The organism is Clostridium sp. MCC328, assembly GCF_018785465.1.
Lineage (GTDB): Bacteria > Bacillota > Clostridia > Lachnospirales > Lachnospiraceae > Pilosibacter > Pilosibacter fragilis.
The window spans coordinates 1-24650 of sequence record NZ_WQPW01000008.1; the positions used below are offsets into that span (position 1 = coordinate 1).

The following is a 24650-nucleotide window of genomic DNA, read 5'->3' on the forward strand; positions in this document are numbered from 1 at the left end:
TTATCAAAAAAACAGGGATTCTTTGCGGTTTTTACAAGTTTTTAAACGTTTTATTTGAAATAGCACAATAGGTTAAATTATATCTTTTACTTACAGGAGGAATTTAAAATGTTAGATGTTAAGAAATGCTTGAAATTAAAAAATGTTGCAGTATTCGCAGGCGGTGTTCTTTTCGGGACAGCTGGTGTCAAGGTTCTCGGAAGCCAGGACGCTAAGAAGTTATACATCAACTGCCTCGCAGCAGGTCTCCGCGCAAAAGAGTGCGTTATGACAACAGCTTCCAACATCCAGGCAAACGCTGAGGATGTTCTTGCAGAGGCTAAGGAGATCAACAGAGCACGTGCTGAAGAAGCATTCGGTGAGGAAGAGGAAGCAGCAGAAGACTTCACAGAGACAACAGAAAAAGCAGAGGACGCTGAATAATCATTATGAAATCAGGAATCAGATTTACGGTAAAACATGATATCAAGGGCCGTATCCGAATCCATCTCACCAGAGGCCGCCTGTCAGTCAGACAGGCGGACCTCTTTTCCTTTTATCTCGCATCCCTTCCGCAGGTAACGGCAGCAAAGGTATATGAGAGAATCGGAGATGCGGCGATCACGTACACAGGCTCAAAGGAAGATCTCATTGCTGAGATCTTAAGGTTCTCCTTTGACGATGAAGAGTTAAACGAGATCGTGCCTGTGACAAGCACGAGAGAGTTAAATCAGGAGTTCCAGGAAAAGCTCGTGACAAAGTGTCTTACAAGATGCCTTACAAAGATCTTCCTTCCGGCTCCGGTCCGTGCGGTATGGACAGCGATCCAGTCTGTTCCATTCGTTATTAAAGGCATCAGAAAGCTTGCGGGAAGAAAGCTTGAGGTCGAGGTCCTCGATGCGACGGCGATCACGGTGTCCATGCTGCGGTGCGACTTCAACACAGCAGGATCCGTTATGTTCCTTCTCGGAATCGGTGAGCTTCTGGAAGACTGGACCCACAAGAAGTCTGTCAGCGATCTTGCGGGCAGCATGTCCTTAAATATCGAGAGAGTATGGCAGAAGACAGAGGACGGGGAAGTACTTGTCCCGATCTCTGATATTAAGGAAGGAGATCTCGTCTCCGTCCGCGTCGGCAGCGTGATCCCGCTTGACGGCATTGTAGATTCCGGCGAGGCGATGGTAAACCAGGCATCAATGACCGGTGAGTCTGAGCCGGTCCGCAAGGAGAACGGCATGTACGTCTATGCCGGAACCGCGGTCGAGGAAGGAAACCTCATCGTCCGCGTCAAGAAAGCAGCTGGATCCACAAGATTCGAGCGCATTGTGAAGATGATCGAGGAGTCCGAGAAGTTAAAGTCTTCCTTAGAGACAAAGGCATCCGGACTTGCGGACGCTCTCGTTCCGTGGAGTCTCGGCGGAACCATCGTTACTTACCTTCTCACAAGAAATGTGACAAAGGCGATCTCGATCCTTATGGTTGACTTCTCCTGTGCGTTGAAGCTCGCAATGCCGCTTTCCGTACTCTCTGCTATGAGAGAGGCAAGCAGCTACAAGATGACTGTCAAAGGCGGCTCCTTCATGGAAGCAGTCGCTGAGGCGGACACCATCGTATTCGATAAGACAGGCACCCTCACAAAGGCACAGCCGGTGGTTGCAGACGTTGTGACCTTCGAGGGACGAGACCAGGCTGAGATGTTAAGGATCGCTGCCTGCTTAGAGGAGCACTTCCCGCACTCCATGGCGAACGCGGTTGTTGCGGCCTCCAGAGAGCGCGGACTTGTCCACGAGGAGATGCACTCTAAGGTTGACTATATCGTTGCACACGGAATTGCATCCCATATCGGCGAGGACAAAGTCGTGATCGGTAGCTACCACTTTGTATTCGAGGACGAGCAGTGTGTAGTCCCGGAGGGCGAAGAAGAGAAATTTGAAGCCCTTCCGGCAGAGTACTCCCACCTGTATCTCGCGATCGCGGGAAGACTGGCGGCTGTGATCTGCATCGAGGATCCGCTCCGTCCGGAAGCTCCGGAAGTTATGAAGGAGCTCAGAAAGCTTGGTATCAAGAAGATCGTCATGATGACAGGAGACAGCGAGAGAACGGCCCGCGCCATCGCCGCAAGAGTCGGCGTGGACGAGCATCACTCCGAGGTCCTTCCGGAGGATAAGGCGAACTTCGTTGAAGCGGAGAAAAACGCAGGCCATAAGGTTATCATGGTGGGTGACGGAATCAACGATTCCCCGGCTCTCTCCGCGGCAAGCGTCGGCATCGCGATCAGCGAGGGCGCCGAGATCGCAAGAGAGATCGCGGACATCACGATCTCCGAGGACGCAATGTTCCAGCTTGCGACTTTAAAGGCAATCAGCAATGCGCTGATGCGGCGTGTTCACAGAAATTACCGCTTCGTCATCAGCTTCAACTTTGGTCTCATCATCTTAGGCGTGATGGGCATGCTTGCACCGGCGACATCTGCCCTGCTTCACAACACATCCACTCTGTGCATCAGCATGCACAGCATGACGAACCTGTTGAAGGACGAGGAGAAGAAGCACTGATATAGGTAGAATTGTAACTATGAATGAATGCACTGAATAGTTACGATGAATTATATGCCCGCGGCATGGAGCGATCCGGCCGCGGGTGTTTTTTTCTCTGCATGGAGGTGACATGGAATACCTGGCGGTGCGGCTGCCTGCATTTTGTGGTTCACAAGACGCGGATTTCATGCTATACTAGTGCAGGCATGTGGCAGAAGTCTGTCATCTGCTTTTCAAAAACGACAAAGGAAGGCACAATTATGAACTATATGATCTGTATTCCTTCACCGAGACTCGTCTCGAGGGAATACTGTGAAAGGATCCACAACATTTTAGCCAGAATGTCGGATCAGTACCGGGTCAATATCGTTCCGGAGCCGGTTAAGATGCGCCAGGGATCCTGCCCGGATTTTTATAAGAAATACCGGATCTATAAAGATATCAAGGAACGCGACGGAAACGGGGAGGCGTACCTGACCTCTGAAGAAGAAAATATGATCCTCAGCGTGTGCAGGAATCCGGAGGAAGTGGAGCTTATGAAGAGCTGCACCTACGCGTACCGGTATCCGACAACACTGGTGCTCAAGAGCTTCCGGGAAGATAAAAAGAGGTAGGACAGGGAAACATCCACAAGCGGATCCTGCCGCTCTGAAACTGTTGGCAAACAGACGAAAGTGTGTTATACTTATCCTAAGTCCGCGGGGCGGTCGTGGTCTGCCCTGTGGAAAGGAAAAAGAGATTTGTGGCGACTGGAACGAAACAGTCACAGAAGATTACGAGGAGATCAGAGAAAATGAAAAACAGAAGAGTTTTTTTAAAGCTCAGCGGAGAGGCCCTTGCAGGTCCGAAAAAGACTGGCTTTGACGAAGATACGGTAAAAGAAGTTGCAAGACAGGTCAAGGCATCTGTTGATGCAGGTGTACAGGTCGGCGTTGTGATCGGCGGCGGAAATTTCTGGCGCGGACGCACAAGCGATGCCATCGACCGCCCGAAGGCCGACCAGATCGGAATGCTTGCGACTGTCATGAACTGTATTTATGTATCCGAGATCTTCCGGAACGCGGGAATGAAGACGCAGATCCTGACCCCGTTTGAGTGCGGAAATATGACAAAACTGTTCTCCAAGGACCGTGCAAACAAGTACTTTGAGCACGGAATGGTCGTATTTTTTGCCGGTGGAATCGGACAGCCGTATTTCTCTACAGACACGACGATCACTCTGATGGCGATCGAAATGGATGCGGACTGCATTCTCCTCGCAAAGTCCATCGACGGCGTATACGACAGTGATCCGAAGGTAAATCCGAATGCGAAAAAGTATGACGAGATCTCGATCCGGGAAGTGATCGACAAGCAGCTCGGTGTCGTTGACCTGACTGCTTCTATTATGTGTATGGAACACAAAATGCCGATGGCAGTATTCTCCTTGAACGAAAAGGATGGAATCGCGAACGCCATGCAGGGAAAAATTAACGGTACGATCGTTACCGTCTGATAACAGGAGGAAACCATGAGCGAAGAATTAAAAGTATATGAAGAGAAAATGGAAAAATCCATCGATGCCCTCTTAAACGAGTACGCATCCATCCGCGCAGGACGTGCGAACCCGCATGTACTTGACAAGATCAAAGTGGATTACTACGGAACACCGACACCGATCCAGCAGGTCGGAAATATCTCCGTTCCGGAGGCAAGAATGATCCTGATCCAGCCGTGGGAGAAGAGTCTGATCCGCCCGATCGAGAAGGCGATCCAGACCTCCGAGCTTGGAATCAACCCGAGCAACGACGGTTCCGTGATCCGTCTCGTATTCCCGGAGCTCACAGAGGAGAGACGTAAAGAGCTTGCAAAGGATGTTAAGAAAAAAGGCGACGGCGCTAAGGTAGCGATCCGCAATATCCGCCGCGACGCGAATGAAGCGTTCAAGAAGATGGAGAAGAGCGATGAGATCTCTGAGGACGATTTAAAAGAGCTCACCGAGAAAGTCCAGAAGCTTACCGACAAGTCCATCGAGAAGATCGACAAGGCCGTTGAGAACAAGACAAAGGAAATTCTTACCGTTTAATCGGAGTTTCCTACTACACAAAACAGACAGGGGGCAGGGGAAGTTTTCCTGTCCCCGTTTGTTTGCGCGGGCAACGAGTCAAGGCCCGTGCTTGCACGAGGTTTTGACGTTGCTAAGCGCCAGTGGCGCTTGTCCAGCAACGACCGGAACAGAGTGTAGAAGACGCGGCAACTTGAGAAATGCTTACGTTTCTCATAGTCTGCGCGGGCAACGAGCTAAAGGATAAAGGGAGAACAATCATGGAAGAGAACTTAAAGATTCCCGCCCACGTGGCGCTGATCTTAGACGGAAATGGAAGATGGGCGAAGAAGCGCGGACTTCCGAGACAGCTTGGACATAAAAAGGGCTGTGAGACACTGGAGCAGGTCGTTGAGGACGCAGCACGGCTTGGAATCCGGTATCTGACAGTTTACGGATTTTCCACAGAAAACTGGAAACGCCCGGAGGAGGAAGTCGGTGCGCTGATGCAGTTATTCCGTTTCTACGCGAAGAGACTTCTCGCAATGGCTGAAAAGAACAACATCCGTGTCCGCATGATCGGCGAGAGAGGCCGTTTTGCGTCGGATATCGTAGATGCGATCAATGTCCTGGAAGAAAAGACAAAAAAAAATACAGGAATGACCTTTGTGATCGCCGTAAACTACGGAAGCCGCGATGAGATCACGAGAGCAGTGAGAAAGATCATGACGGATGTGGAGGAAGGGAAGATCGCGCCGGAGGATATGACGGAGGAAGTTTTCGCGTCCTACCTGGACACGGCAGGAATCCCGGATCCGGATCTCATGATCCGCACCAGCGGGGAGCTTCGCCTCTCTAACTACCTGTTATGGCAGCTCGCGTACTCAGAACTTTACGTGACAGAATGCCTGTGGCCGGATTTCAATAAGGAAGAATTATTGAACGCGATCCGCCAGTACAATAAGAGAGAACGCCGGTTCGGAGGAGTTACGGCGGTAAAAACGGAGTAAGAGGTGATCTTATGTTTACGACAAGACTGATCAGCGGAATCGTCCTTGTGATCATTGCGGCGTTTCTGCTTGTTGAGGGCAGTACAGTCCTTTATTTCGGCTCCATGGCGATCTCCTTGATCGGACTTTATGAGCTTTACCGGGTCATGAAGATCGAGAGATCGGCACCGGGGTTTGTGGGATATGCGGCTGTCGTTGCTTATTACTGGATCATGGGAAACAGGGAGCAGTACGTAACGTTCCTCGCTATCATTTCCCTCATGATCTTAATGACGATCTACGTGGTGACGTTCCCGAAGTACGGGACGGAGCAGATCACGGTGGCGTTCTTTGGAATCTTCTATGTGGGGATCATGTTCTCCTACCTCTATCAGGTGCGGGAGATGCCGGACGGAAAATACCTCGTGTGGCTGATCCTTTTAAGTTCCTGGGGCTGTGATACCTTCGCCTACTGCGCGGGAAAGCTTTTCGGAAAGCACAAGATGACCCCGAAGCTGAGTCCGAAAAAGACCGTGGAGGGTGCCATCGGAGGTGTCGTGGGCGCGGCAGTCTTAGGATTCCTCTACGGGACCTTCTTTAAGAACAATATGATCCAGGTGATAAATCCGGGCGTGATCTCGGGAGCTGCCTGCGCCATCGCGGCGGTAATCTCCATGGTGGGAGATCTGGCGGCTTCCGCCATCAAGAGAAACCATGACATCAAGGATTACGGAAATCTGATCCCTGGCCATGGCGGAATCTTAGACCGGTTTGACAGTATGATCTTTACCGCCCCGGCGATTTATTTCGCCATCATGTTTATGGGCATCCGGTAGGAAAGGACAAAGAGATGAAACGAATTGCTATTCTGGGTTCCACAGGTTCCATCGGAACCCAGACTTTGGATGTAGTCCGTGCAAACGGAGATATTGAAGTTGTGGGAATCGCGGCGGGAAGAAACATCGATGCACTGGAAAGCCAGATTCGTGAATTCTCCCCGAAGATCTGCGGTGTCTGGGACGAGGAGAAGGCAAAAGAGCTGGCTGTCCGTGTGGCAGATACAGGCACGAAGATCGTCTCCGGCATGGAAGGACTTTTGGAGATTGCGGTCATGGAAGGATATGAGATCCTCGTGACGGCAGTGGTGGGCATGATCGGCATCCGCCCGACGATGGCAGCTATTGAGGCAGGAAAGGACATTGCCCTGGCAAACAAGGAGACTCTTGTCACTGCGGGGCATCTCATCATCCCACTCGTGAAGGAGAAAAAGGTCCGTCTTCTTCCGGTGGACAGTGAGCACAGCGCGATTTTCCAGTGTTTAAACGGGGAACACGGGAATAAGATTGAAAAGATCCTATTAACGGCATCCGGTGGTCCGTTCCGCGGATGGACGAGAGAGCAGATGAAGAATGTCCAGGTGGAGGACGCCTTAAAGCATCCGAACTGGTCCATGGGAGCGAAGATCACCATCGACAGTTCCACCATGGTCAACAAAGGTCTCGAGGTCATGGAGGCGAAATGGCTTTTTGATGTGGGAATGGACGATGTCCAGGTAGTCGTGCAGCCGAAGAGTGTGATCCACTCTATGGTACAGTTTGAGGACGGCGCTGTGATGGCGCAGCTTGGAACGCCGGATATGAAGCTTCCGATCCAGTATGCCCTCTATTACCCGGAGCGCAGACCAATGAAGGGAGAACGTCTCGACTTCTGGTCCATGAAGGAAATCATATTCGACAAGCCGGATTACGAGAATTTCCGCGGTCTGGCCCTCGCGAGAGATGCCGGAAAAGCTGGAGGTTCCGTGCCGGTAGTGTTTAACGCGGCGAACGAGTTTGCGGTTGCGAAGTTCCTCGGAAAGAAGATCAGCTATCTGGAGATCACGGATATGATCAAGGCTGCGATGGAACATCATAAGAAGATCGCCCATCCGTCATTGGATGAGGTGCTTGACGCGGAAGCGGAGACTTACGAGTTCCTGAAGAAGCAGTGGAATTTCTAAAGCTGTATAATGATTGAAAAACTCTGTTTTACACATCAAAGGTATGTGCAAAGCTTGAATGATATTTTGTAACTGTTCAGGAGGTCTGCGCACTTGCTGCGCTGACCATAAGAAAACCTGAGCTGGAAAGCAAAAATCCCATCAGCCAAGCTGATCTGGAATAGATTTTTGCATGTAACTATGAAGGTACTGAATAGTTATGATGTTTTAATGAAAGCAGGTGAATATTAAAGTTGAATCTTGGGTATCTGGCAGCGGTGGTTGTCCTTGGCGGAATCATCCTGTTTCATGAATTTGGACATTATCTCCTGGCGCGGTTAAACGGGATTGCCGTGGTGGAGTTCTCGGTGGGATTCGGACCGAGACTTCTCTCATGGGTGAGCCAAAAGACCGGAATCCGGTATTCCTTAAAGCTTCTGCCCCTCGGCGGCTCCTGTGCGATGCTTGGAGAATTCGGGGAAGATGAGGATGAAAAGGAAGAAGTCCCGGATGTGAAGGGAGTTTCCTTCTTTGATAAGGGACCATTGGCGAAGATGGCGGTGATCGCCGCAGGACCGATCTTCAACTTTATCCTGGCGTTCGTTTTTTCCCTGGTGATCTTATCCTGGGCCGGAATCGATCCTGCAGTCATCGCCGGAACCTCCGAGGGAATGCCTGCGGAGACGGCTGGACTGAAAGAGGGCGATGTGATCACAAAGCTTGATGGCAGAAAGATCCATCTTTCCAGGGAGATCTCCATGTACCTGATGACGGCCGGACAGGATCCCGTGCAGGTGGAGTATAGACGATATGACGAAACATCATCGTCGTGGACGACAGAACACACGGTGATCCAGCCGGAGTTTAAGGACGGCAGGTATTACCTCGGCGTCATTCTTCAGGGACACCGGGATGCCCCGGAGTCACTGGTGCAGGTTCTGCAGTACAGCGTCTACGAGGTGCGGTACTGGATCCTCACGGTGATCGACAGCCTGAAGATGATCGCCGGGGGCAAGGTCTCCACAAACGATATCGCAGGACCTGTCCGCATTGTCACGATCATTGATCAGACGGTGGAGGAGAACACCCAGTACGGATTCGTGACGGTGGTGATGAACCTCTTAAATCTTATGGTCATGTTTTCGGCGAACCTGGGCGTTATGAACCTGCTCCCGTTCCCGGCGCTTGACGGCGGACGGCTGGTATTCTTACTCTGGGAACTCGTCACGAGACAGCCGGTGAGCCAGAGAGTGGAGAGCGCGGTGAATATGGCCGGGATGGCACTGCTCATGACATTTATGGTGTTTGTTGTATTTAATGATTTGAGAATGATATTTTAGCAGGAGTGAAATTTCGTTTTTTGAAGTGGGAGAGAGATGTATGTATAGAGATCATACAAAGGAAATTCAGATTGGGGACAGAAAGATCGGCGGGGGAAATCCGGTTCTGATCCAGTCCATGTGCAACACGAAGACGGAGAATGTGGCGGCAACGATAGAGCAGATCCACCGCCTGGAGGACGCCGGATGTGACATTATCCGTGTGGCGGTTCCGACCATGGAAGCGGCTGCTGCGATCCGCGAGATCAAGAAGCAGATCCACATTCCGCTGGTTGCCGACATTCACTTTGATTACCGGCTGGCTATCGCAGCTATCGAGAGCGGAGCGGATAAGATCCGCATCAACCCGGGAAACATCGGGGCGAGAGAGCGGGTGAAGGCTGTCGTCGACAAGGCGAAAGAGTACGGGATCCCGATCCGCGTGGGAGTAAACAGTGGCTCTCTGGAGAAAGACCTCCTCGCAAAATACGGCGGTGTGACGGCGGAAGCTCTCGTTGAGAGCGCATTGAAGGAAGTGGCCGTTGTGGAGGAGCTGGGATACGATAATCTTGTGATCAGCATCAAGTCCTCCGACGTTTTAATGTGTGTGGCAGCCCACGAGCTTATCGCAAAGAAGACGAATTATCCGCTTCATGTGGGAATCACAGAGTCCGGAACACTGCTTTCCGGAAATATCAAGTCCTCCGTGGGTCTTGGAATCATTCTCCATGAGGGGATTGGCGATACGATCCGTGTCTCCTTAACCGGAGATCCGGTGGAGGAAGTAAAGAGCGCGAGACTGATCCTGAAAACGTTAGGGCTCAGGAAGGGCGGCGTGGAAGTTATTTCCTGTCCGACCTGCGGAAGAACCCAGATCGACCTCATTCACCTGGCAAATCAGGTAGAGGATATGGTATCCGGCATGGATCTTGATGTGAAGGTAGCCGTTATGGGCTGCGTGGTCAACGGACCTGGCGAGGCGAGAAGTGCGGATATCGGAATCGCCGGTGGAATCGGCGAAGGTCTCCTGATCAAAAAGGGAGAGATCATCAAAAAGGTACCGGAACATGAACTTCTTTCCGTTCTTCGGGAAGAGCTTTTGAAGATGCAGGAGATGCAGAAATAAGTATGGAAAAACCATTCCTTGAAGTTTTCCCGGGGCTTAATATTGCTGATGAACTGAAAGAGCTTTTGAAGCTTGTTGTGGTGGAAAAGGTCACCATGACAAAGGACAGAAGCTCTATTCGTGTTTATATCCGGAGTCCCCGGCTGATCCATAAAAAGAATATTTATGCCTTAGAGGAGGGGATCGCGAAACAACTGTTCCCGGGGAGACCGATCACGATCAAGATCTTAGAGAAATACCGCCTCTCGGCACAGTATACCCCGGAGAAGCTCTACGATGTCTACCGGGACAGTATCCTCATGGAGTTAAAGAACTACGGCATGATCGAGTATAATATTCTCCGCCGGGCGGACACGAAGTTTGTCACCGACGATAAGATGGTCATGACCATCGAGGACAATCTGATCTACAGGGAGCGGTCTAAGGAAGTCGGACGGGTACTGGAAAAGATCTTCACGGAGCGCTGCGGGCTTGCGGCTGAGGTAGAATTTTTATATAAAGAGAGTGAAAAGAAAGACCCGATGGACCAGCCGGTATTCATGAAGCCGGGAGGAGAACTCGTTTTAGGTGTACAGAGTGAGGAGAATTACTTAGAAGGTGCAGCGGAGAGTGCCCCCTGGGATGAAAGAACGTCAAACGGCGGATTTAACGGGACATTCGGGGATGGAAATGGAAACGCGGATGTTCAGATGGCAGCTCAAAGTGCGGCCGGTTCTGGAGCTTCCGGCGCCAGATCCGGCGCGGATCCGGGGAAGGCAGCCAGTGGAAAGAGCGGTTCCGGCACAAAGACATCGGCCGGTTTTGGAGCTGCAAAGCAGAAGACGGACGCGGCTGGAAAGGGCGGCGGAAACCAGGCTGGAAAGTCCGCGGGAGGAGGACAGAACGGGAACGGCGGCGGATTCACGAAGAAGACCTTCGGCGAGAAGGGGAAAGGCGGATTCTCCGGCGGCTTCCGGAAAGGTTCCGATGGAAGGATTCCGTACCGAAAGTCGGAAAATCCGGACGTTCTTTTCGGGCGCGATTTTGAGGGCGATGCGGTGAATATCCATGACATCGACGGTGAGATCGGCGAGGTCGTGATCCGCGGAAAGGTGATCCGCGCGGAGAAGCGGGAACTCCGGAGCGGAAACAAGCTCATGATCTTCGATCTTACAGACTTTACAGACAGTATTACTGTAAAGATGTTCTTAAGAGAAGGGCAGGAGGAGGATGCCACTGCGGCTATCAAGGAAGGAAACTTCATCAAGATCAAGGGAATCACCACCATTGATAAGTTCGACGGCGAGCTGACTATCGGTTCCATCGTGGGCATTAAGAAGAGTGAGGACTTTACCTCCAAGCGTGTGGATAATGCCCCGGTGAAGCGAGTGGAGCTCCACTGCCATACGAAGATGAGCGATATGGATGGCGTTTCCGAGGTAAAGGACCTGGTAAAGCGGGCGAAGAAGTGGGGAATGCCGGCCCTGGCGATCACAGACCACGGCTGTGTCCAGGCGTTCCCGGACGCGAACCATGCCCTTGACAAAGGGGATACTTTTAAGGTCCTCTACGGTGTCGAGGGATATCTGGTGGACGACATGAAGGAGATGGTCGTCAATTCCAGAAATCAGAGTCTCGATGGGGACTATGTGGTGTTCGATATCGAGACCACGGGATTCTCGCCGATAAAGAATAAGATCATCGAGATTGGTGCCGTGAAGGTGAGAAATGGCGAGATCATCGACAGGATGGATGAGTTTGTGAATCCGGAGGTTCCGATCTCCTTCGATATCGAGCGTCTGACAGGGATCAACGATGCCATGGTCATGGGGGCGGATACGGTGGACAAGGTGCTGCCGAGATTCCTCGAGTTTGTGGGGGATGCGGCTCTTGTGGCCCACAACGCGTCCTTCGATGTGAGCTTTATCTCCCACAATGCGGGTCTTTTGGGACTGCCCTTTGATCCGACAGTCCTGGATACGGTGACTCTGGCGAGAGCACTTCTTCCGAACCTGAACCGGTTTAAGCTGGATACGGTAGCGAAGGCACTGGGTGTTTCCCTGGAGAACCATCACCGTGCCGTGGACGATGCGGAGGCAACTGCTGGAATTTTCCTGAAATTCGTGGAAATGTTAAAAAAACAGCACGATATGACGAATCTCGACCAGCTGGAGGAGTTCAGCCACGTGAGCGATGAGACGATCATGAAGATGCCGACGTACCATGTCATCATTCTCGCAAAGAATGACCTGGGACGCGTGAATCTGTACCGTCTTGTCTCATGGTCCCACCTTAAATATTTCTCGAGAAGACCGAGAATTCCGAAGAGCGTGCTGAACCAGTATAGAGAGGGCCTGATCATTGGATCAGCCTGCGAGGCGGGAGAGCTATACCAGGCGATCCTGCGCGGTGTGCCGGATGCGGAGCTTGCGAAGCTCGTGAAGTTTTATGACTATCTGGAGATCCAGCCTCTGGGAAACGACATGTTTATGCTGAGGGATGAGAAGAGCACGGTGAAGACAGTGGATGACCTGATGGATATCAACCGGAAGATCGTTTCCCTCGGCGAGCAGTTTAACAAGCCAGTGTGTGCGACCTGCGATGTGCATTTTATGGATCCGGATGACGCGATCTACCGGAAGATCCTGATGGCCGGAATGGGATTTAAGGATGCAGATGAACAGGCTCCGTTGTTCTTGCGGACAACAGAAGAGATGCTCGCGGAGTTTGAGTATCTGGGAAGTGACAAGTGTTATGAGGTCGTTGTCACAAATACGAGAATGATCGCCGACATGTGTGAGCCGATCGCGCCGGTGCGGCCGGATAAGTGTCCGCCAGTCATCGACAAGTCTGATGAGACGCTGCGGAACATCTGTTACAACCGCGCCCATGAGATGTACGGCGAGAACCTGCCGAAGATCGTTGTAGACCGTCTGGAGCGAGAACTGCATTCCATTATCTCCAACGGATTCGCGGTTATGTACATCATTGCGCAGAAATTAGTATGGAAATCCAACGAGGACGGGTATCTGGTTGGATCACGAGGCTCGGTAGGTTCGTCCTTCGTTGCCACCATGTCCGGTATCACGGAGGTCAACCCGTTAAGCCCGCATTATTATTGTCCGAACTGTCATTATTATGATTTTGACTCGGAGGAGGTAAAAAAGTACGGCGGTATGGCGGGATGTGATATGCCGGATAAGGTGTGTCCAGAGTGCGGACATCCGATGGTGAAGGACGGGTTTGATATTCCGTTCGAGACGTTCCTTGGATTCAAGGGAGATAAGGAGCCGGATATCGACTTAAACTTCTCCGGTGAATACCAGAGCCGCGCCCACGATTACACGGAGGTTATCTTCGGTAAAGGACAGACGTTCCGTGCGGGTACCATCGGTACTCTGGCAGATAAGACGGCCTACGGATATGTGAAAAATTATTTTGAGGAGCATGGAGAGAGAAAGAGAAATTGTGAGATCAACCGGATCGTTCAGGGATGTGTCGGCATCCGGCGTACAACGGGACAGCATCCGGGAGGTATCGTTGTTCTGCCGCTCGGCGAGATGATCTATTCGTTTACCCCGGTACAGCATCCGGCGAATGATATGACGACGAAGACGATCACGACGCATTTCGATTACCACTCCATCGACCACAACCTGTTGAAGCTTGATATTCTCGGACACGATGATCCGACGATGATCCGTATGCTGCAGGATCTTACGGGACTGGATCCGGTTAAGGATATTCCGTTGGATTCCAGGGAGGTCATGAGTCTGTTCCAGAGTACGGACGCGCTGGGAATCAAGCCGGAGGACATCGGCGGGTGCAAGCTTGGGGCGCTTGGCGTTCCGGAGTTTGGTACGGATTTCGCAATGCAGATGCTTATTGATACGAAGCCGAAGTATTTTTCGGACCTTGTGCGTATTGCGGGCCTTGCCCATGGTACGGATGTGTGGCTGGGGAACGCCCAGACGCTTATCCAGGAGGGGAAGGCAACGATTCAGACGGCGATCTGTACGCGTGATGATATTATGATCTATCTGATCCAGCAGGGGCTTGAGGAAGGTCTTGCGTTTACGATCATGGAGGCGGTTCGTAAGGGCAAAGGCTTAAAGCCTGAGTGGGAAGAGGAGATGACGAAGCATGGGGTGCCGGACTGGTATATTTGGTCATGTAAGAAGATTAAATATATGTTCCCGAAGGCTCATGCAGCGGCGTATGTTATGATGGCATGGCGTATTGCTTATTGTAAGGTGTTTTATCCGTTGGCGTATTATGCGGCGTTTTTTAGTATTCGTGCAAGTGCGTTTTCTTATGAGATCATGTGTTTGGGGCGTGAGAAATTGGAATATCACTTGGCGGATTATAAGAAGAGGGCGGATACGCTTTCGAAGAAGGAGCAGGATACGCTCAGGGATATGAGGATCGTGCAGGAGATGTATGCGCGGGGGTTTGATTTTCTGCCGCTGGATATTTATACGGCGAAGGCCAGACATTTCCAGGTTGTGGGGGACAAGCTGATGCCTTCCATTAACAGTATTGACGGTCTGGGGGAGAAGGCTGCGGACTCGATCGAGGAGGCGGCGAAGGATGGGAAGTTCCTGTCCAAAGAGGATTTTAGGAACAGGACGAAGGTTAGTAAGACGATTTGTGATCTGATGGAGGAATTGGGGATCCTGAAGGGACTTCCGGAGTCGAATCAGTTGTCGTTGTTTGATTTTTAAATTTCATAGTGGCTGGGGGGACGCGCCGGTGAGACTTCGGGCGCGAACGCTTAGTGGGATTCCGGGAGGGTTCCTCTAAGCTCCCAGAAAAATGCTAAGGGCGGAGGCCCGGGGACACAACTCGCAACTTGCGTTGCTCAGACAAGTGTCCCCGGGCCTCCAACGCATTTTCCTGCGAGCCAAGAGGAAGCCAGCTCCCTCCACCCAGGCGGTCCGTGCCCGGAGTCTCACCGGCGCTGTGTGTTGGCGGGAGTGAGGGATGAAGGGAAGGTTGTGGTGGGAGAGAGGAGGTGGCGGAAGCTGGACGATGCGCGGGGGCCCTTTGGGCGCCGCGGCATCGCGAGGTTGTTGTGGCGGTGTGAGGAAGTTGAGGGATCGTGAGGATGTGGGCAGTATGGGGACGTTGGGGGATCGTGAGGATGTGGACAGTATGGGGACGTTGGGGGATCGTGAAGCATCTGAGGTTTTTATTCCTCTTGGAGGAGACTGTCCAGGTATTGCTGGGTGGTCATGAGTTTGGTGTGGAGAGGGGACAGGTAGGAAAGGATATTTTCGGCTTCTTTTTGTGAGGTCGCATTGAGCCCTGCTACAGCATCGGTGAGGTAGATGACTTTGCATCCGGCATCGATGGCGGAGAGGGCGGTGGAGAGTACGCAGCATTCTGCTACTACGCCGGAGATCACGACGTGGGAAGCGTGTTTTGCGAGTTCACGCACTTGTGGGATGGCGAAGGAGGAGTAGACGCTTTTTGTGTATACAGGGTATTTTTTTGTGTAGGGCAGAAACTCGGACATCATTTCGTTGAGCCAGGGGTCTGCGTTTACGGCGGCGTTGACTTTGTTGTATTCTTTCCATACGCCTTCCGGGTGTTTTGCGGCGAGGTACTGGGTGAAGATCACCTGGGAAAGAGCGCGGCTGTTTAGAAGGCGGAGAATGGAGTCGGATGCTTTTTCGACTTCTTCGCAGGCCCATTCCTGACCTTTAGTGTAGACATTCTGCATGTCAATGACAAGTAATAGATCCTGATTTGTTTTTGCTGTTTGATCCATAAAGAGATTCCTCCTGATTCTTGGCGGCCTGGTGAGAGAACCGTGTATCTAAAGTTTAGTATAGTTTTGATGAGGAGAATTTACAAGTGGAACGAATGTTACTTTATTAACAATCTTGCTTGAAATCAGGCGTTTTCATTGACTTTACACAAAATCAATGCTATCTTTATTGGGAATTGTTGTTAAATTGCAACTATCTGGGTAACTGTTCAGTAGGTCTGCGCATTTACTGCGCTGACCGTAAGAAAACATAGGCGGGTAGGCAAAAATCCCATTGCCGCAGGCAATTTTTCATGGATTTTTGCTCGTGACTGTGAAGGTACTGAACAGTTACCTATTTGGAAGCTTTTGCGCTTGATGCGCCAACTGGATGGTTGCGTTGAAGTCACAATTTAGTATGTTTTGGAGGGAGGATATTGTATGGGAAGCGAGCAGATGCTGCTGACTTAGATTTTAGTGAGTCTAAGGTAGCGGAATCTGGTGCTTCTGGGAGGAATGGTCAGGAAAGACGTGAGAAGCTCCTGATAAACTGGCAAGGATGAAGATCAAGAAAAAAGAAAGGGTATATGAGGTATGAAGAATTTATTTAAAACAAAGTTTGATGCGGCAGTGATCGTGCTGATCCCAGCCTGCATCGGTATCAATTATCTTGGAAAGCTGTTTGCGAGTGTATTAAAACTTCCGTTATGGCTGGATTCTATCGGAACATGCATCGGTGGATGCCTTGGCGGTCCGATCATCGGCGCGATCTGCGGTGCGGCGAACAACCTGATCTATGGTTTTTCCGCGGGAGATAATATTACGCTTATCTATGCATTGACAAGCTTAGGTATTGGCGCGGCAGTTGGAATCATGGCCCGCCTTGGATTTATGAAATCATTCCCGAAGGCAATTCTTACAGCTTGTGCAGCCGGTCTTGCTGCGGTTGTGATCTCCACTCCGTTAAACGTATTATTCTGGGGCGGTACTACTGGAAATGTATGGGGCGACGCTGTGTTCGCAGCAACTCAGGCGGCTTCCATGCCGGTATTTCTGGGATCTCTGTTAGATGAAGTTGTTGTGGATGTTCCGGACAAACTGATCACTCTGATCGTTGTATTCTTTATTTTAAAGGGTCTTCCAAAGAAGCTTACAACGCTGTATGAGGCAAATTCCGAGATCGAGACTCTGGACTAATCAGATTTAGAAAAGGAAATGCAGCTGTTCTTCGGAGCAGCTGCCGGGAAACAAATATATGAAAAGTATCAGCCTGTTTGTAGATAACGGGACATATCTGACGAAGGTGCATCCCTTTACAAAATTGATGTATATCGCTGCCGCCATCAGTATTCCGCTGATCACCGGAAAGCTTTGGATGTTTGGTGTGTTTATCGCAGTCAGTCTCTGTGTTCTGGCCAGCGGAAAGATCCTGAAAAAGACGTTTCCGCTGATCGCTTTTTCTTTTACGATCCTTTTGACGATTTTCCTGATCCATGGATTGTTCAACCAGAGAAACGAGAATGTGCTGTTTCAGATCGGCGGGCTGAAATTTTACAGAGAGGGCACACTTTACGCCCTCCATATCGGTTTAAACATTCTGAACATGCTGCTGTCCTTTGCAGTGTTCGTCCTCTCTACCAAGCCGTCTGAGTTTGTGGATGAGCTGGAGAAACGTGGGTTTTCACCGCGTTTCGGTTACATCGTGACATCCGTGTTCCAGATCATCCCGCAGATGATGGGAACTATGAATACGATCATGGATGCGCAGCGCAGCCGCGGACTGGAGACAGAAGGAAATCTGCGGACCCGTGCTAAGGCGTTTTTACCGCTGATCTCCCCGGTAGTCATGAGTTCCCTGATCAATACCAGAGAGCGGGCGATCGCTCTGGAGGTGCGTGGATTCGGCGCAGGAAAAAAGAAAACCTGGCTGTCAGATCGGAAACGTCACAAGGGAGACCAGGAGATCACGATTTTACTGGGACTCTGCATTCTGGCAGCTATTGCATGGAGGATCGTTGTATGTCTGAGATAATCATTGAAAATTTACGATACCGCTATCCTCACGCGAAGAAACTGGCGCTGGATGGTTTGAACTTTTCAGTAGAAAAGGGAGAGTTTATCGGTATTATCGGAGAAAACGGAGCAGGAAAAAGTACGCTGAGCCAGGCGATCATGGGGCTTGTTCCGCAGTTTTACAAGGGAGCTTACGGCGGAAAAGTCATTGTGGACGGCATAGAGGCCGGAAAGACTCCGGTATCACAGCTTTGTGGTCATGTGGGTCTGGTGTTCCAGAATCCGTTTAACCAGCTGTCCGGAGCAAAGGACAATGTATATGAGGAAGTCGCTTTCGGAATGCAGAACCTGGGAATTCCGGCCGAAGAGATGAAGGAGCGGGTGGAGAACGCCCTGAAGCTTCTTGATATCTGGCAGTATCGCGATCGAAATCCGTTTGATCTGTCCGGAGGTCAGATGCAGCGTGTGGCGATCGCCAGCGTGCTGGTCATGCGGCCGGATGTCATGATCCTTGATGAACCGACTTCCCAGCTTGATCCGGAGGGAAGCGACGAGGTATTCCGGGCGGTTGAGACCCTGACGAATTCCGGTATCACGATCTTAATGATCGAGCAGAAGATTGAGAAACTGGCGGCTTACTGCGACCGCATTCTTCTTCTGCATGGTGGAAAGCAGATCGCGTTTGATACGCCGCAGAAGGTATTTTCCATGCCGGATCTTGCGGATTATGGGATTCAGGAACCGGCATTTACCCGGATCTGTAAGGCAGAACATGTGACTCTGCCGGATGGAACGTATCCGGTCACTGTGGAAGAGGCTGCCGGAGTGCTGAAAGAGAGACATGCGGGAAGAGCAGAGGCAAAAGGAGCTGCAAAGGCGGATAAAAAAAAGAATTCAGAAGTTTTAAGCGAGGAACAGTTCCTCATTAAGAATCTGGATTTTTCCTATCTTCCGGATGTGCCGGTCTTAAAGGCGTTGAACATGAGACTGGATAAGCGTCCGACGGCGATCATCGGCCAGAACGGAGCGGGAAAGACTACGTTGGTAAAGCTGTTGAAGGGACTGCTGAAGCCGGTATCCGGAAATATTTATTTCCACGGTGAGGATATTTCGGGGAAGACGGTGGCAATGCTGGCCGGAAATATCGGCTATGTGTTCCAGAATCCGGATGATCAGATCTTCAAATACAATGTGATGGACGAGATCATGTTTGGTCCGATGAATATCGGGATGGATCCGAAACGCGCGGAGGAAGAGGCAAAGCGGGCGCTGGAGCTGACAGGGTTGTCGGGTAAGGAGAAGGAAAATCCTTATGACCTTGAGTTATATGAGCGGAAGATGACTGCGATCGCCTCGGTTCTGGCTATGGACACGGATGTGCTGATTTTAGATGAGCCGACGATCGCCCAGGACTGGAAGGGACGCCAGATCATTGGCGGCATTATCCGCAGCTTGTCGGAGAGAGGAAAGCTTGTGATCGCGATCCTTCACGATATGGATTTTGTGGCGGAGAATTTTGAGCGCGTGATCATTATGGCTCACGGACAGGTTCTGGCGGATGGAACGGCAAGAGATGTGTTCATGCAGGATGAAGCGTTGAAAAAGGCAAGACTGCAGAAACCGTATATGATGCAGCTCGGTGAGGTACTGGGGTATGAGAGAGCGTATCTGACGGTGGATGAGATATTGAGGAATCAGGTGTCCTGATTAAAGTGAAAAAGATGTGCAGATCATTGGCCCGGGGAAGATTTGAGCCGATGGGGCACATCTTTTATCAGTTACAAAAATCATAAATGTTTCAATCAGTTCACCATGTTGGTTTTATTTTGTGATATACTGTTTTATATAATTTCGGGTCTCCACTGCCGCTCTTCGTTCCACTACGGTCGGTTCAGAGCCAACGTCCACTGGACGTTGTGAACCGGTCGGCACAGAGCAGAGGTCCGCCGGATCTCTTGTGGTCTTCGCTTCGCTACGGTCGGTGCAAAGCGGACATCCACCGGATGTCCTGCACCCTTGTATTTGTCCGTATCAGAGTTTGTAAACACCGGTGGGTTGATATAGCACAAGGGAAACAATAAGGGAAATTCACTTTTTACATCTGAGTTTACGGTAACGACAGGAGGAAAATTATTATGATCATCAAGAAGGATACATGTAAACTTGCATTGGTGCAGGCGGCACCAGTCATGTTTGATAAGGACAAATGTGTGGAGAAAATCATCACCCTGATCGGGGAGGCGGCTGCTAAGGGAGCGGAACTGATCGTTTTTCCTGAACTTTTTATTCCGGGATACCCGTATGGAATGACTTATGGATTTACCGTCGGAAGCCGCAGCAAGGCGGGACGAGAGGACTGGAAGACTTACTACGACAATTCGATCTTAGTGGATGGACCGGAGATGCAAAGAATCGTGGATTGTGTGAAAGAGCATTCGGTGTATGTGAGTGTCGGATATTCTGAGCGTGATGCTGTTACGGCGACGATTTACAATTCCAATGTCATGATCGCGCCGGATGGACAGACGATGAACCACAGAAAGCTGAAACCGACAGGCAGTGAGCGCGTGGTCTGGGGAGATGCGGATAAGGATTTCTTCCCGGTAATGGAGACACCTTGGGGACCGATGGGTAATCTGATCTGCTGGGAGAGCTACATGCCGCTTGCGAGAGTGGCGCTTTACCAGAAGGGAGTTGCGCTCTATATTTCCCCGAATACGAATGACAATGAGGAGTGGCAGAATACGATCCGCCATATCGCCATCGAGGGACACTGCTTCTTCATCAATGCGGATATGTACTTCACGAAGGATATGTACCCGAAGACCGCCAGCGGGGATGAGGAGATTGCGAAGTTAAATGATATCGTGTGCCGGGGAGGAAGCTGCGTGATCGATCCTTACGGGCATGCAGTGAGTGAGACTGTGTGGGATAAAGAGGAAATCATCTACGCGGACCTCGACATGCAGAAGGTCCCGGCGAGCCGGATGGAGCATGATGTCTGCGGGCATTACGCGAGACCGGATGTTTTGAAGTTGAGTGTGGAGGATAAATAATGAAAGTATTGATGATCAATGGAAGTCCGCGGGCGAATGGAAATACATCGATCGCGTTGAATGAGATGAAGACGGTGTTTGAAAAAGAGGGAGTCGACGCGGAGATCGTGCAGGTCGGCAGTGAGGCGGTAAGAGGATGTATTGCCTGTAATCGATGCGCGGAGCTTGGGAAGTGTGTGTTCGACGATGTGGTGAATAAGCTGGCGGTGAAGCTTTCGGAGGCTGATGGACTGGTGGTCGCAAGCCCTGTTTATTATGCGTCCGCAAATGCGACCCTGATCGCGGTTCTGGACCGGCTGTTTTATAGTACATCCTTTGATAAGACAATGAAAGTCGGGGCGAGCGTTGTCTGTGCGAGACGCGGGGGATGTTCGGCGACTTTTGACGAGTTAAATAAGTATTTTACGATCAGCAACATGCCGATCGCATCTGGTCAGTACTGGAACTCCATCCACGGGCGCGGACCGGGAGAAGCTGTGGGGGATGCGGAAGGTCTTCAGACGATGCGGGTTCTTGCGAGAAATATGACATTTCTCATGAAGAGCATTGAGCTTGGAAAAGAGAAGTATGGTCTTCCGGAGAAGGAAGAGGTCGTGCGGACACATTTTATCAGATAGAGAAGAATGATATTGGAAGGAAATTATGCGATGAATCGGCAGAAACTGGTAAGTCAGATCAGAAGGTATGTTCCTTATAATGAGCAGGAAGAGGCGGATAAGGCTTTGATCCTAAACTGGATCGAGAAGAATGATGACGCGTTCCTTCGGGATAATGTGGTGGCGCACATGACGGCTTCGGCCTGGGTGGTGGATAAGGACAGAAGTAAAGTCCTTATGGTGTATCACAATATTTATCATTCCTGGTCATGGCTTGGCGGGCATGCGGATGGGGAGACAGATCTTCTGGCGGTTGCAATCCGGGAGGTGAAGGAAGAAGCAGGAATTTCCGATGTGCGGCCAGTGTCGGAGGAGATTTTTTCGCTGGAATCACTCACCGTCGACGGACATGTGAAAAAAGGACGGTATGTGTCCAGTCATCTGCATCTGAATGTGACGTATCTTCTGGAAGCGGATTCTGAGGAACAGGTGTCTGTGAAGGCGGATGAGAACAGTGGGGTCGCTTGGTTTACGCCGGAGGAGGCGTTAAAGAAATCTACGGAGCCGTGGTTTGTGGAGCGGGTGTATGCGAAGCTTGTCGAGAAGACGAAGTCCTGGAGATAAACGGAAACTAAATGGAAAGTCGGTCGATCGTATAAAGGGATGCATAAAGAAATTTTGAAAGAGATATAGGGAGAGCAGGTAATATGACTGCAGATGCTATGAAAAAATATGATAATGATCTTGAAAAAAATGCTGAGTGCACAGGAATGAGAGCTGCGTTGTCGTGGTAGAGGGAAATCAGGTTGAGATTACGGTTTAAGCGGAATACACTTGGGGAAATTCATGTGGTATAGTGAAAAGTACCAATAGAATGCCGGTAAAAGATTGTAAAAAATGCCTTTTGAATGTAATCTCTAAAATTGTTATAATAAATATAGCACAAAATATATTTCTGTATTTCGATGATCACGAAATGTAGAATAGAGATGAGAGGTATTTACAATGAAAAGAATCAAGGCAGCCTGCATTACCCAGACAGTGTGTTTTTCAAATCATGACGGTGATACGAGTGAATATGCGAAGAAGATGATCTGTCAGGAATATGAAAAGTATAAGGTACAGTTGGACAGAAGCGGGACAAAATATAAAATTTTATCCGAAAAGACGAATGAAGATGGAGCGATTGTGATCGAGATCAAAAAGCAGTACAATACATCTCCGGTGGGAGACTATCTGAGCTGATCCGGCGGTTTTAGAGGCAGAGATCAGATGTGTGAAACCTGAAGTCAGTGTTCAGCAAGGGGATGATTTCATGAGATATGAGATTGGAGATTTTGTCAGCAAGCCGGTCACAGGAGTGTGCAGGATAGAGGATATTTTGTATCTGGATGCGCAGGGGAAGAAGGACAATAAATTGTATTATCGGATGCATCCGGTGGAGGATGAAAAGGAAACGATATATGTGCCTGTGTCGAATTCGGACTCTGCTTTGAGACCATGCCTGACAGAAGAGAATGCGTGGAAATTGATCGAAAAGATCCCAGAAATTTCGACGCCATGGACGGAGAACGAGAAGATGCGGGAGCAGAAGTATAAAGAGGCGATCAGGGCGAATGACCCGAAGGCGTTGGTTGTGATCATAAAGATGATCTACCAGCGGAAGCAGCAGCGACTCGCGCAGGGAAAGAAATGCACAGCGACGGATACGAAATATTTCCAGATCGCGGAAAAGCTCTTGTATGAGGAACTGGGAACAGCCATCGGGAAGCCGAAGCAGGAGATCGTCGACACGATCGTTGAGCATATTGGACAAAATTCTGTTTGATTTTTCAGAAAACAGAAAATATCATTGTTGATGAACGAGTAGCAGACTGGTATAAATCCGGTTTTGCTGCTCGTTTTTTATTTCAGCCGAGAAGACTCCCACCTTTTTTAGAAAATAATTCGGTTCTATGCCCCGGATTGGTGTTTCTTTTTATTGACTAGTTATAGGTTTTCCCTATATGTAACCATAAAATAGAAAGATTATACAGAACTGCCGTCCGGTGGTAGATTATTATCAAATATCCTATGGGGATAGTAGGAATATGAACTCTCTATTTACAAGAGAAAACAAGACAGGAGTGAAAAGATATGGAGAGAGGGATTAATACACGATGTTTACACTTAGAGGAAACAGAAGGAAAAACAGATAATTACGGAGCACTGAGCTACCCGATCTATCAGACAGCGACTTACGCCCATGCAGGTGTCGGAAAAAGCACCGGATACGATTACAGCAGACTTCAGAATCCGACAAGAGAGCAGCTTGAGAAGGTGGTTGCAAGCCTGGAGGGCGGCATCGATGCTTTCGCCCTTTCGAGCGGAATGGCGGCGATCACACTGCTTATGGAAATCTTCAAGCCGGGTGACCATATTATCGCTGAGGCAGATCTCTACGGCGGAAGTGTCCGTCTGTTTGACAATGTCTCGAAAAAGAATGGATATGAGTTTACATACTTAAACTGTTCCAGGGATGACATCGAAGGTGCCATAAAGGAGAACACGAAGGCGGTCTACATTGAGACGCCGACGAACCCGATGATGAACGTATCTGATATTTCCAAGATCGCGGAGATCGCAAAAAGACACGGACTCTACCTGATCGTCGACAACACATTCCTGTCCCCATATTTTCAGAATCCGTTAAAACTCGGCGCGGATATCGTGATCCACAGCGGAACGAAGTTCCTGGGCGGACACAACGATACCTTAGCCGGATTTATCGTGACAAACAACGAAGAAGTTCAGGAAAAACTTCGGTTTATCATAAAGACGACCGGAGCCGGGCTCGCACCGTTCGACTGCTGGCTGATCTTAAGAGGCATCAAGACTCTCGGAATCCGCATGGAGCGGTCCCAGGAGAATGCCATCAAGATCGCGAACTGGCTGAAGGAACAGCCGGTTGTAAAACATGTATATTATCCGGGACTTCAGGAACACCCGGGATATGAGATCATGAAAAAGCAGACAAGAGGATTCGGCGCGATGCTGACCTTCGATGTGGACACAGAGGCACATGCGCTGCAGATCCTCGAGAGTGTCAGAATGATCAAATTTGCGGAGAGCCTCGGCGGCGTGGAGACACTGATTACCTACCCGACGACCCAGACCCATGCGGATGTGCCGGAGGAAGTACGGCTGAAAAATGGAATCACGCCGTGCACGCTCCGGGTATCCGTGGGAATCGAGGATATCGAGGACCTTCTCGCGGAGTTAGCGGAAGTATTTAAGGGATTGAAATAGGATCAGAAACGCGAA

21 protein-coding genes are annotated in these 24650 nt (G+C 50.2%); 20 read left to right on the forward strand and 1 reads right to left on the reverse strand.

What is annotated here, in order from left to right; all coding sequences use genetic code 11:
- Nucleotides 1–108 precede the first annotated feature (108 nt).
- The 11 genes from GPK83_RS01135 (at nucleotide 109) to GPK83_RS01185 (ending at nucleotide 14654) form a co-directional block, all read left to right on the forward strand.
- The gene (locus GPK83_RS01135; RefSeq protein WP_015554255.1) at nucleotides 109–423 is read left to right on the forward strand and encodes a DUF6110 family protein; all 315 of its coding nucleotides are present in this window, start codon (nucleotides 109–111) and stop codon (nucleotides 421–423) included.
- A 5-nt stretch (nucleotides 424–428) separates the two neighbouring features.
- Entirely contained in the window at nucleotides 429–2534 is a 2106-nt protein-coding gene (locus GPK83_RS01140) for a heavy metal translocating P-type ATPase (protein ID WP_252196196.1), read from the forward strand.
- A 242-nt stretch (nucleotides 2535–2776) separates the two neighbouring features.
- Nucleotides 2777–3130 carry a hypothetical protein gene (locus GPK83_RS01145; protein ID WP_015554257.1) on the forward strand — a complete coding sequence of 118 codons (354 nt, stop codon included), beginning with the start codon at nucleotides 2777–2779 and terminating at the stop codon, nucleotides 3128–3130.
- Nucleotides 3131–3309: 179 nt separating this feature from the next.
- On the forward strand, nucleotides 3310–4011 hold the full coding sequence (gene pyrH / locus GPK83_RS01150) for a UMP kinase (protein ID WP_015554258.1): 702 nt from the start codon (nucleotides 3310–3312) through the stop codon (nucleotides 4009–4011).
- Nucleotides 4012–4026: 15 nt separating this feature from the next.
- Nucleotides 4027–4581 carry a ribosome recycling factor gene (gene frr / locus GPK83_RS01155; RefSeq protein ID WP_015554259.1) on the forward strand — a complete coding sequence of 185 codons (555 nt, stop codon included), beginning with the start codon at nucleotides 4027–4029 and terminating at the stop codon, nucleotides 4579–4581.
- Between the two features lie 239 nt (nucleotides 4582–4820).
- Nucleotides 4821–5549, forward strand: coding sequence for an isoprenyl transferase (locus GPK83_RS01160; RefSeq protein ID WP_015554260.1), 729 nt, complete (start codon nucleotides 4821–4823; stop codon nucleotides 5547–5549).
- Nucleotides 5550–5560: 11 nt separating this feature from the next.
- The gene (locus tag GPK83_RS01165; RefSeq protein WP_015554261.1) at nucleotides 5561–6364 is read left to right on the forward strand and encodes a phosphatidate cytidylyltransferase; all 804 of its coding nucleotides are present in this window, start codon (nucleotides 5561–5563) and stop codon (nucleotides 6362–6364) included.
- Nucleotides 6365–6378: 14 nt separating this feature from the next.
- Entirely contained in the window at nucleotides 6379–7527 is a 1149-nt protein-coding gene (locus tag GPK83_RS01170) for a 1-deoxy-D-xylulose-5-phosphate reductoisomerase (protein ID WP_015554262.1), read from the forward strand.
- 233 nt (nucleotides 7528–7760) lie between these two features.
- Complete coding sequence (locus GPK83_RS01175; protein ID WP_252196198.1) at nucleotides 7761–8846, forward strand: M50 family metallopeptidase; 1086 nt, start codon at nucleotides 7761–7763, stop codon at nucleotides 8844–8846.
- Between the two features lie 40 nt (nucleotides 8847–8886).
- Complete coding sequence (gene ispG / locus GPK83_RS01180; protein ID WP_215703798.1) at nucleotides 8887–9951, forward strand: flavodoxin-dependent (E)-4-hydroxy-3-methylbut-2-enyl-diphosphate synthase; 1065 nt, start codon at nucleotides 8887–8889, stop codon at nucleotides 9949–9951.
- Nucleotides 9952–9953: 2 nt separating this feature from the next.
- Nucleotides 9954–14654, forward strand: coding sequence for a PolC-type DNA polymerase III (locus tag GPK83_RS01185; protein ID WP_215703799.1), 4701 nt, complete (start codon nucleotides 9954–9956; stop codon nucleotides 14652–14654).
- Between the two features lie 467 nt (nucleotides 14655–15121).
- On the opposite strand, the gene GPK83_RS01190 is transcribed toward GPK83_RS01185, so the two are convergent.
- Nucleotides 15122–15703: a cysteine hydrolase gene (locus GPK83_RS01190; RefSeq protein WP_215703800.1), complete on the reverse strand. Its 582-nt coding sequence runs from the start codon at nucleotides 15701–15703 to the stop codon at nucleotides 15122–15124.
- A gap of 573 nt (nucleotides 15704–16276) precedes the next feature.
- Between GPK83_RS01190 and GPK83_RS01195 the strand changes: the two genes are divergently transcribed.
- The 9 genes from GPK83_RS01195 to GPK83_RS01235 all read left to right on the forward strand — a co-directional run bounded on the left by GPK83_RS01195 (nucleotide 16277) and on the right by GPK83_RS01235 (nucleotide 24635).
- Complete coding sequence (locus GPK83_RS01195) at nucleotides 16277–16879, forward strand: ECF transporter S component (protein WP_117504062.1); 603 nt, start codon at nucleotides 16277–16279, stop codon at nucleotides 16877–16879.
- Between the two features lie 58 nt (nucleotides 16880–16937).
- Entirely contained in the window at nucleotides 16938–17714 is a 777-nt protein-coding gene (locus GPK83_RS01200) for an energy-coupling factor transporter transmembrane component T (protein WP_015554270.1), read from the forward strand.
- The gene (locus tag GPK83_RS01205) at nucleotides 17702–19402 is read left to right on the forward strand and encodes an ABC transporter ATP-binding protein (protein ID WP_215703801.1); all 1701 of its coding nucleotides are present in this window, start codon (nucleotides 17702–17704) and stop codon (nucleotides 19400–19402) included. Before GPK83_RS01200 ends, GPK83_RS01205 begins: the two co-directional genes overlap by 13 nt.
- 428 nt (nucleotides 19403–19830) lie before the next feature.
- Nucleotides 19831–20751, forward strand: a complete 921-nt coding sequence (locus GPK83_RS01210; RefSeq protein WP_117483202.1) for a carbon-nitrogen hydrolase family protein — start codon at nucleotides 19831–19833, stop codon at nucleotides 20749–20751.
- The gene (locus GPK83_RS01215; RefSeq protein ID WP_117483201.1) at nucleotides 20751–21368 is read left to right on the forward strand and encodes a flavodoxin family protein; all 618 of its coding nucleotides are present in this window, start codon (nucleotides 20751–20753) and stop codon (nucleotides 21366–21368) included. Before GPK83_RS01210 ends, GPK83_RS01215 begins: the two co-directional genes overlap by 1 nt.
- Nucleotides 21369–21398: 30 nt before the next feature.
- Complete coding sequence (locus GPK83_RS01220) at nucleotides 21399–21971, forward strand: NUDIX hydrolase (RefSeq protein ID WP_345941749.1); 573 nt, start codon at nucleotides 21399–21401, stop codon at nucleotides 21969–21971.
- A 381-nt stretch (nucleotides 21972–22352) separates the two neighbouring features.
- Complete coding sequence (locus GPK83_RS01225) at nucleotides 22353–22592, forward strand: hypothetical protein (protein WP_117514400.1); 240 nt, start codon at nucleotides 22353–22355, stop codon at nucleotides 22590–22592.
- A gap of 70 nt (nucleotides 22593–22662) precedes the next feature.
- The gene (locus GPK83_RS01230; protein ID WP_215703803.1) at nucleotides 22663–23175 is read left to right on the forward strand and encodes a CarD family transcriptional regulator; all 513 of its coding nucleotides are present in this window, start codon (nucleotides 22663–22665) and stop codon (nucleotides 23173–23175) included.
- 308 nt (nucleotides 23176–23483) lie between these two features.
- Entirely contained in the window at nucleotides 23484–24635 is a 1152-nt protein-coding gene (locus GPK83_RS01235) for a PLP-dependent aspartate aminotransferase family protein (protein ID WP_215703804.1), read from the forward strand.
- The last annotated feature ends 15 nt before the right edge of the window (nucleotides 24636–24650 follow it).

What these genes read in the sequence shown, in the direction of transcription:
- GPK83_RS01185 (WP_215703799.1), top strand. Translation starts at nt 9,954, where the DNA reads ATGGAAAAACCATTCCTTGAAGTTTTCCCGGGGCTTAATATTGCTGAT.
- GPK83_RS01160 (WP_015554260.1), top strand. Translation starts at nt 4,821, where the DNA reads ATGGAAGAGAACTTAAAGATTCCCGCCCACGTGGCGCTGATCTTAGAC.
- GPK83_RS01215 (WP_117483201.1), top strand. Translation starts at nt 20,751, where the DNA reads ATGAAAGTATTGATGATCAATGGAAGTCCGCGGGCGAATGGAAATACA.
- pyrH (WP_015554258.1), top strand. Translation starts at nt 3,310, where the DNA reads ATGAAAAACAGAAGAGTTTTTTTAAAGCTCAGCGGAGAGGCCCTTGCA.
- GPK83_RS01200 (WP_015554270.1), top strand. Translation starts at nt 16,938, where the DNA reads ATGAAAAGTATCAGCCTGTTTGTAGATAACGGGACATATCTGACGAAG.
- GPK83_RS01145 (WP_015554257.1), top strand. Translation starts at nt 2,777, where the DNA reads ATGAACTATATGATCTGTATTCCTTCACCGAGACTCGTCTCGAGGGAA.
- GPK83_RS01210 (WP_117483202.1), top strand. Translation starts at nt 19,831, where the DNA reads ATGATCATCAAGAAGGATACATGTAAACTTGCATTGGTGCAGGCGGCA.
- GPK83_RS01195 (WP_117504062.1), top strand. Translation starts at nt 16,277, where the DNA reads ATGAAGAATTTATTTAAAACAAAGTTTGATGCGGCAGTGATCGTGCTG.
- GPK83_RS01235 (WP_215703804.1), top strand. Translation starts at nt 23,484, where the DNA reads ATGGAGAGAGGGATTAATACACGATGTTTACACTTAGAGGAAACAGAA.
- GPK83_RS01220 (WP_345941749.1), top strand. Translation starts at nt 21,399, where the DNA reads ATGAATCGGCAGAAACTGGTAAGTCAGATCAGAAGGTATGTTCCTTAT.
- GPK83_RS01170 (WP_015554262.1), top strand. Translation starts at nt 6,379, where the DNA reads ATGAAACGAATTGCTATTCTGGGTTCCACAGGTTCCATCGGAACCCAG.
- GPK83_RS01190 (WP_215703800.1), bottom strand. Translation starts at nt 15,703, where the DNA reads ATGGATCAAACAGCAAAAACAAATCAGGATCTATTACTTGTCATTGAC.
- GPK83_RS01205 (WP_215703801.1), top strand. Translation starts at nt 17,702, where the DNA reads ATGTCTGAGATAATCATTGAAAATTTACGATACCGCTATCCTCACGCG.
- GPK83_RS01165 (WP_015554261.1), top strand. Translation starts at nt 5,561, where the DNA reads ATGTTTACGACAAGACTGATCAGCGGAATCGTCCTTGTGATCATTGCG.
- ispG (WP_215703798.1), top strand. Translation starts at nt 8,887, where the DNA reads ATGTATAGAGATCATACAAAGGAAATTCAGATTGGGGACAGAAAGATC.
- GPK83_RS01230 (WP_215703803.1), top strand. Translation starts at nt 22,663, where the DNA reads ATGAGATATGAGATTGGAGATTTTGTCAGCAAGCCGGTCACAGGAGTG.
- GPK83_RS01225 (WP_117514400.1), top strand. Translation starts at nt 22,353, where the DNA reads ATGAAAAGAATCAAGGCAGCCTGCATTACCCAGACAGTGTGTTTTTCA.
- GPK83_RS01135 (WP_015554255.1), top strand. Translation starts at nt 109, where the DNA reads ATGTTAGATGTTAAGAAATGCTTGAAATTAAAAAATGTTGCAGTATTC.
- GPK83_RS01140 (WP_252196196.1), top strand. Translation starts at nt 429, where the DNA reads ATGAAATCAGGAATCAGATTTACGGTAAAACATGATATCAAGGGCCGT.
- frr (WP_015554259.1), top strand. Translation starts at nt 4,027, where the DNA reads ATGAGCGAAGAATTAAAAGTATATGAAGAGAAAATGGAAAAATCCATC.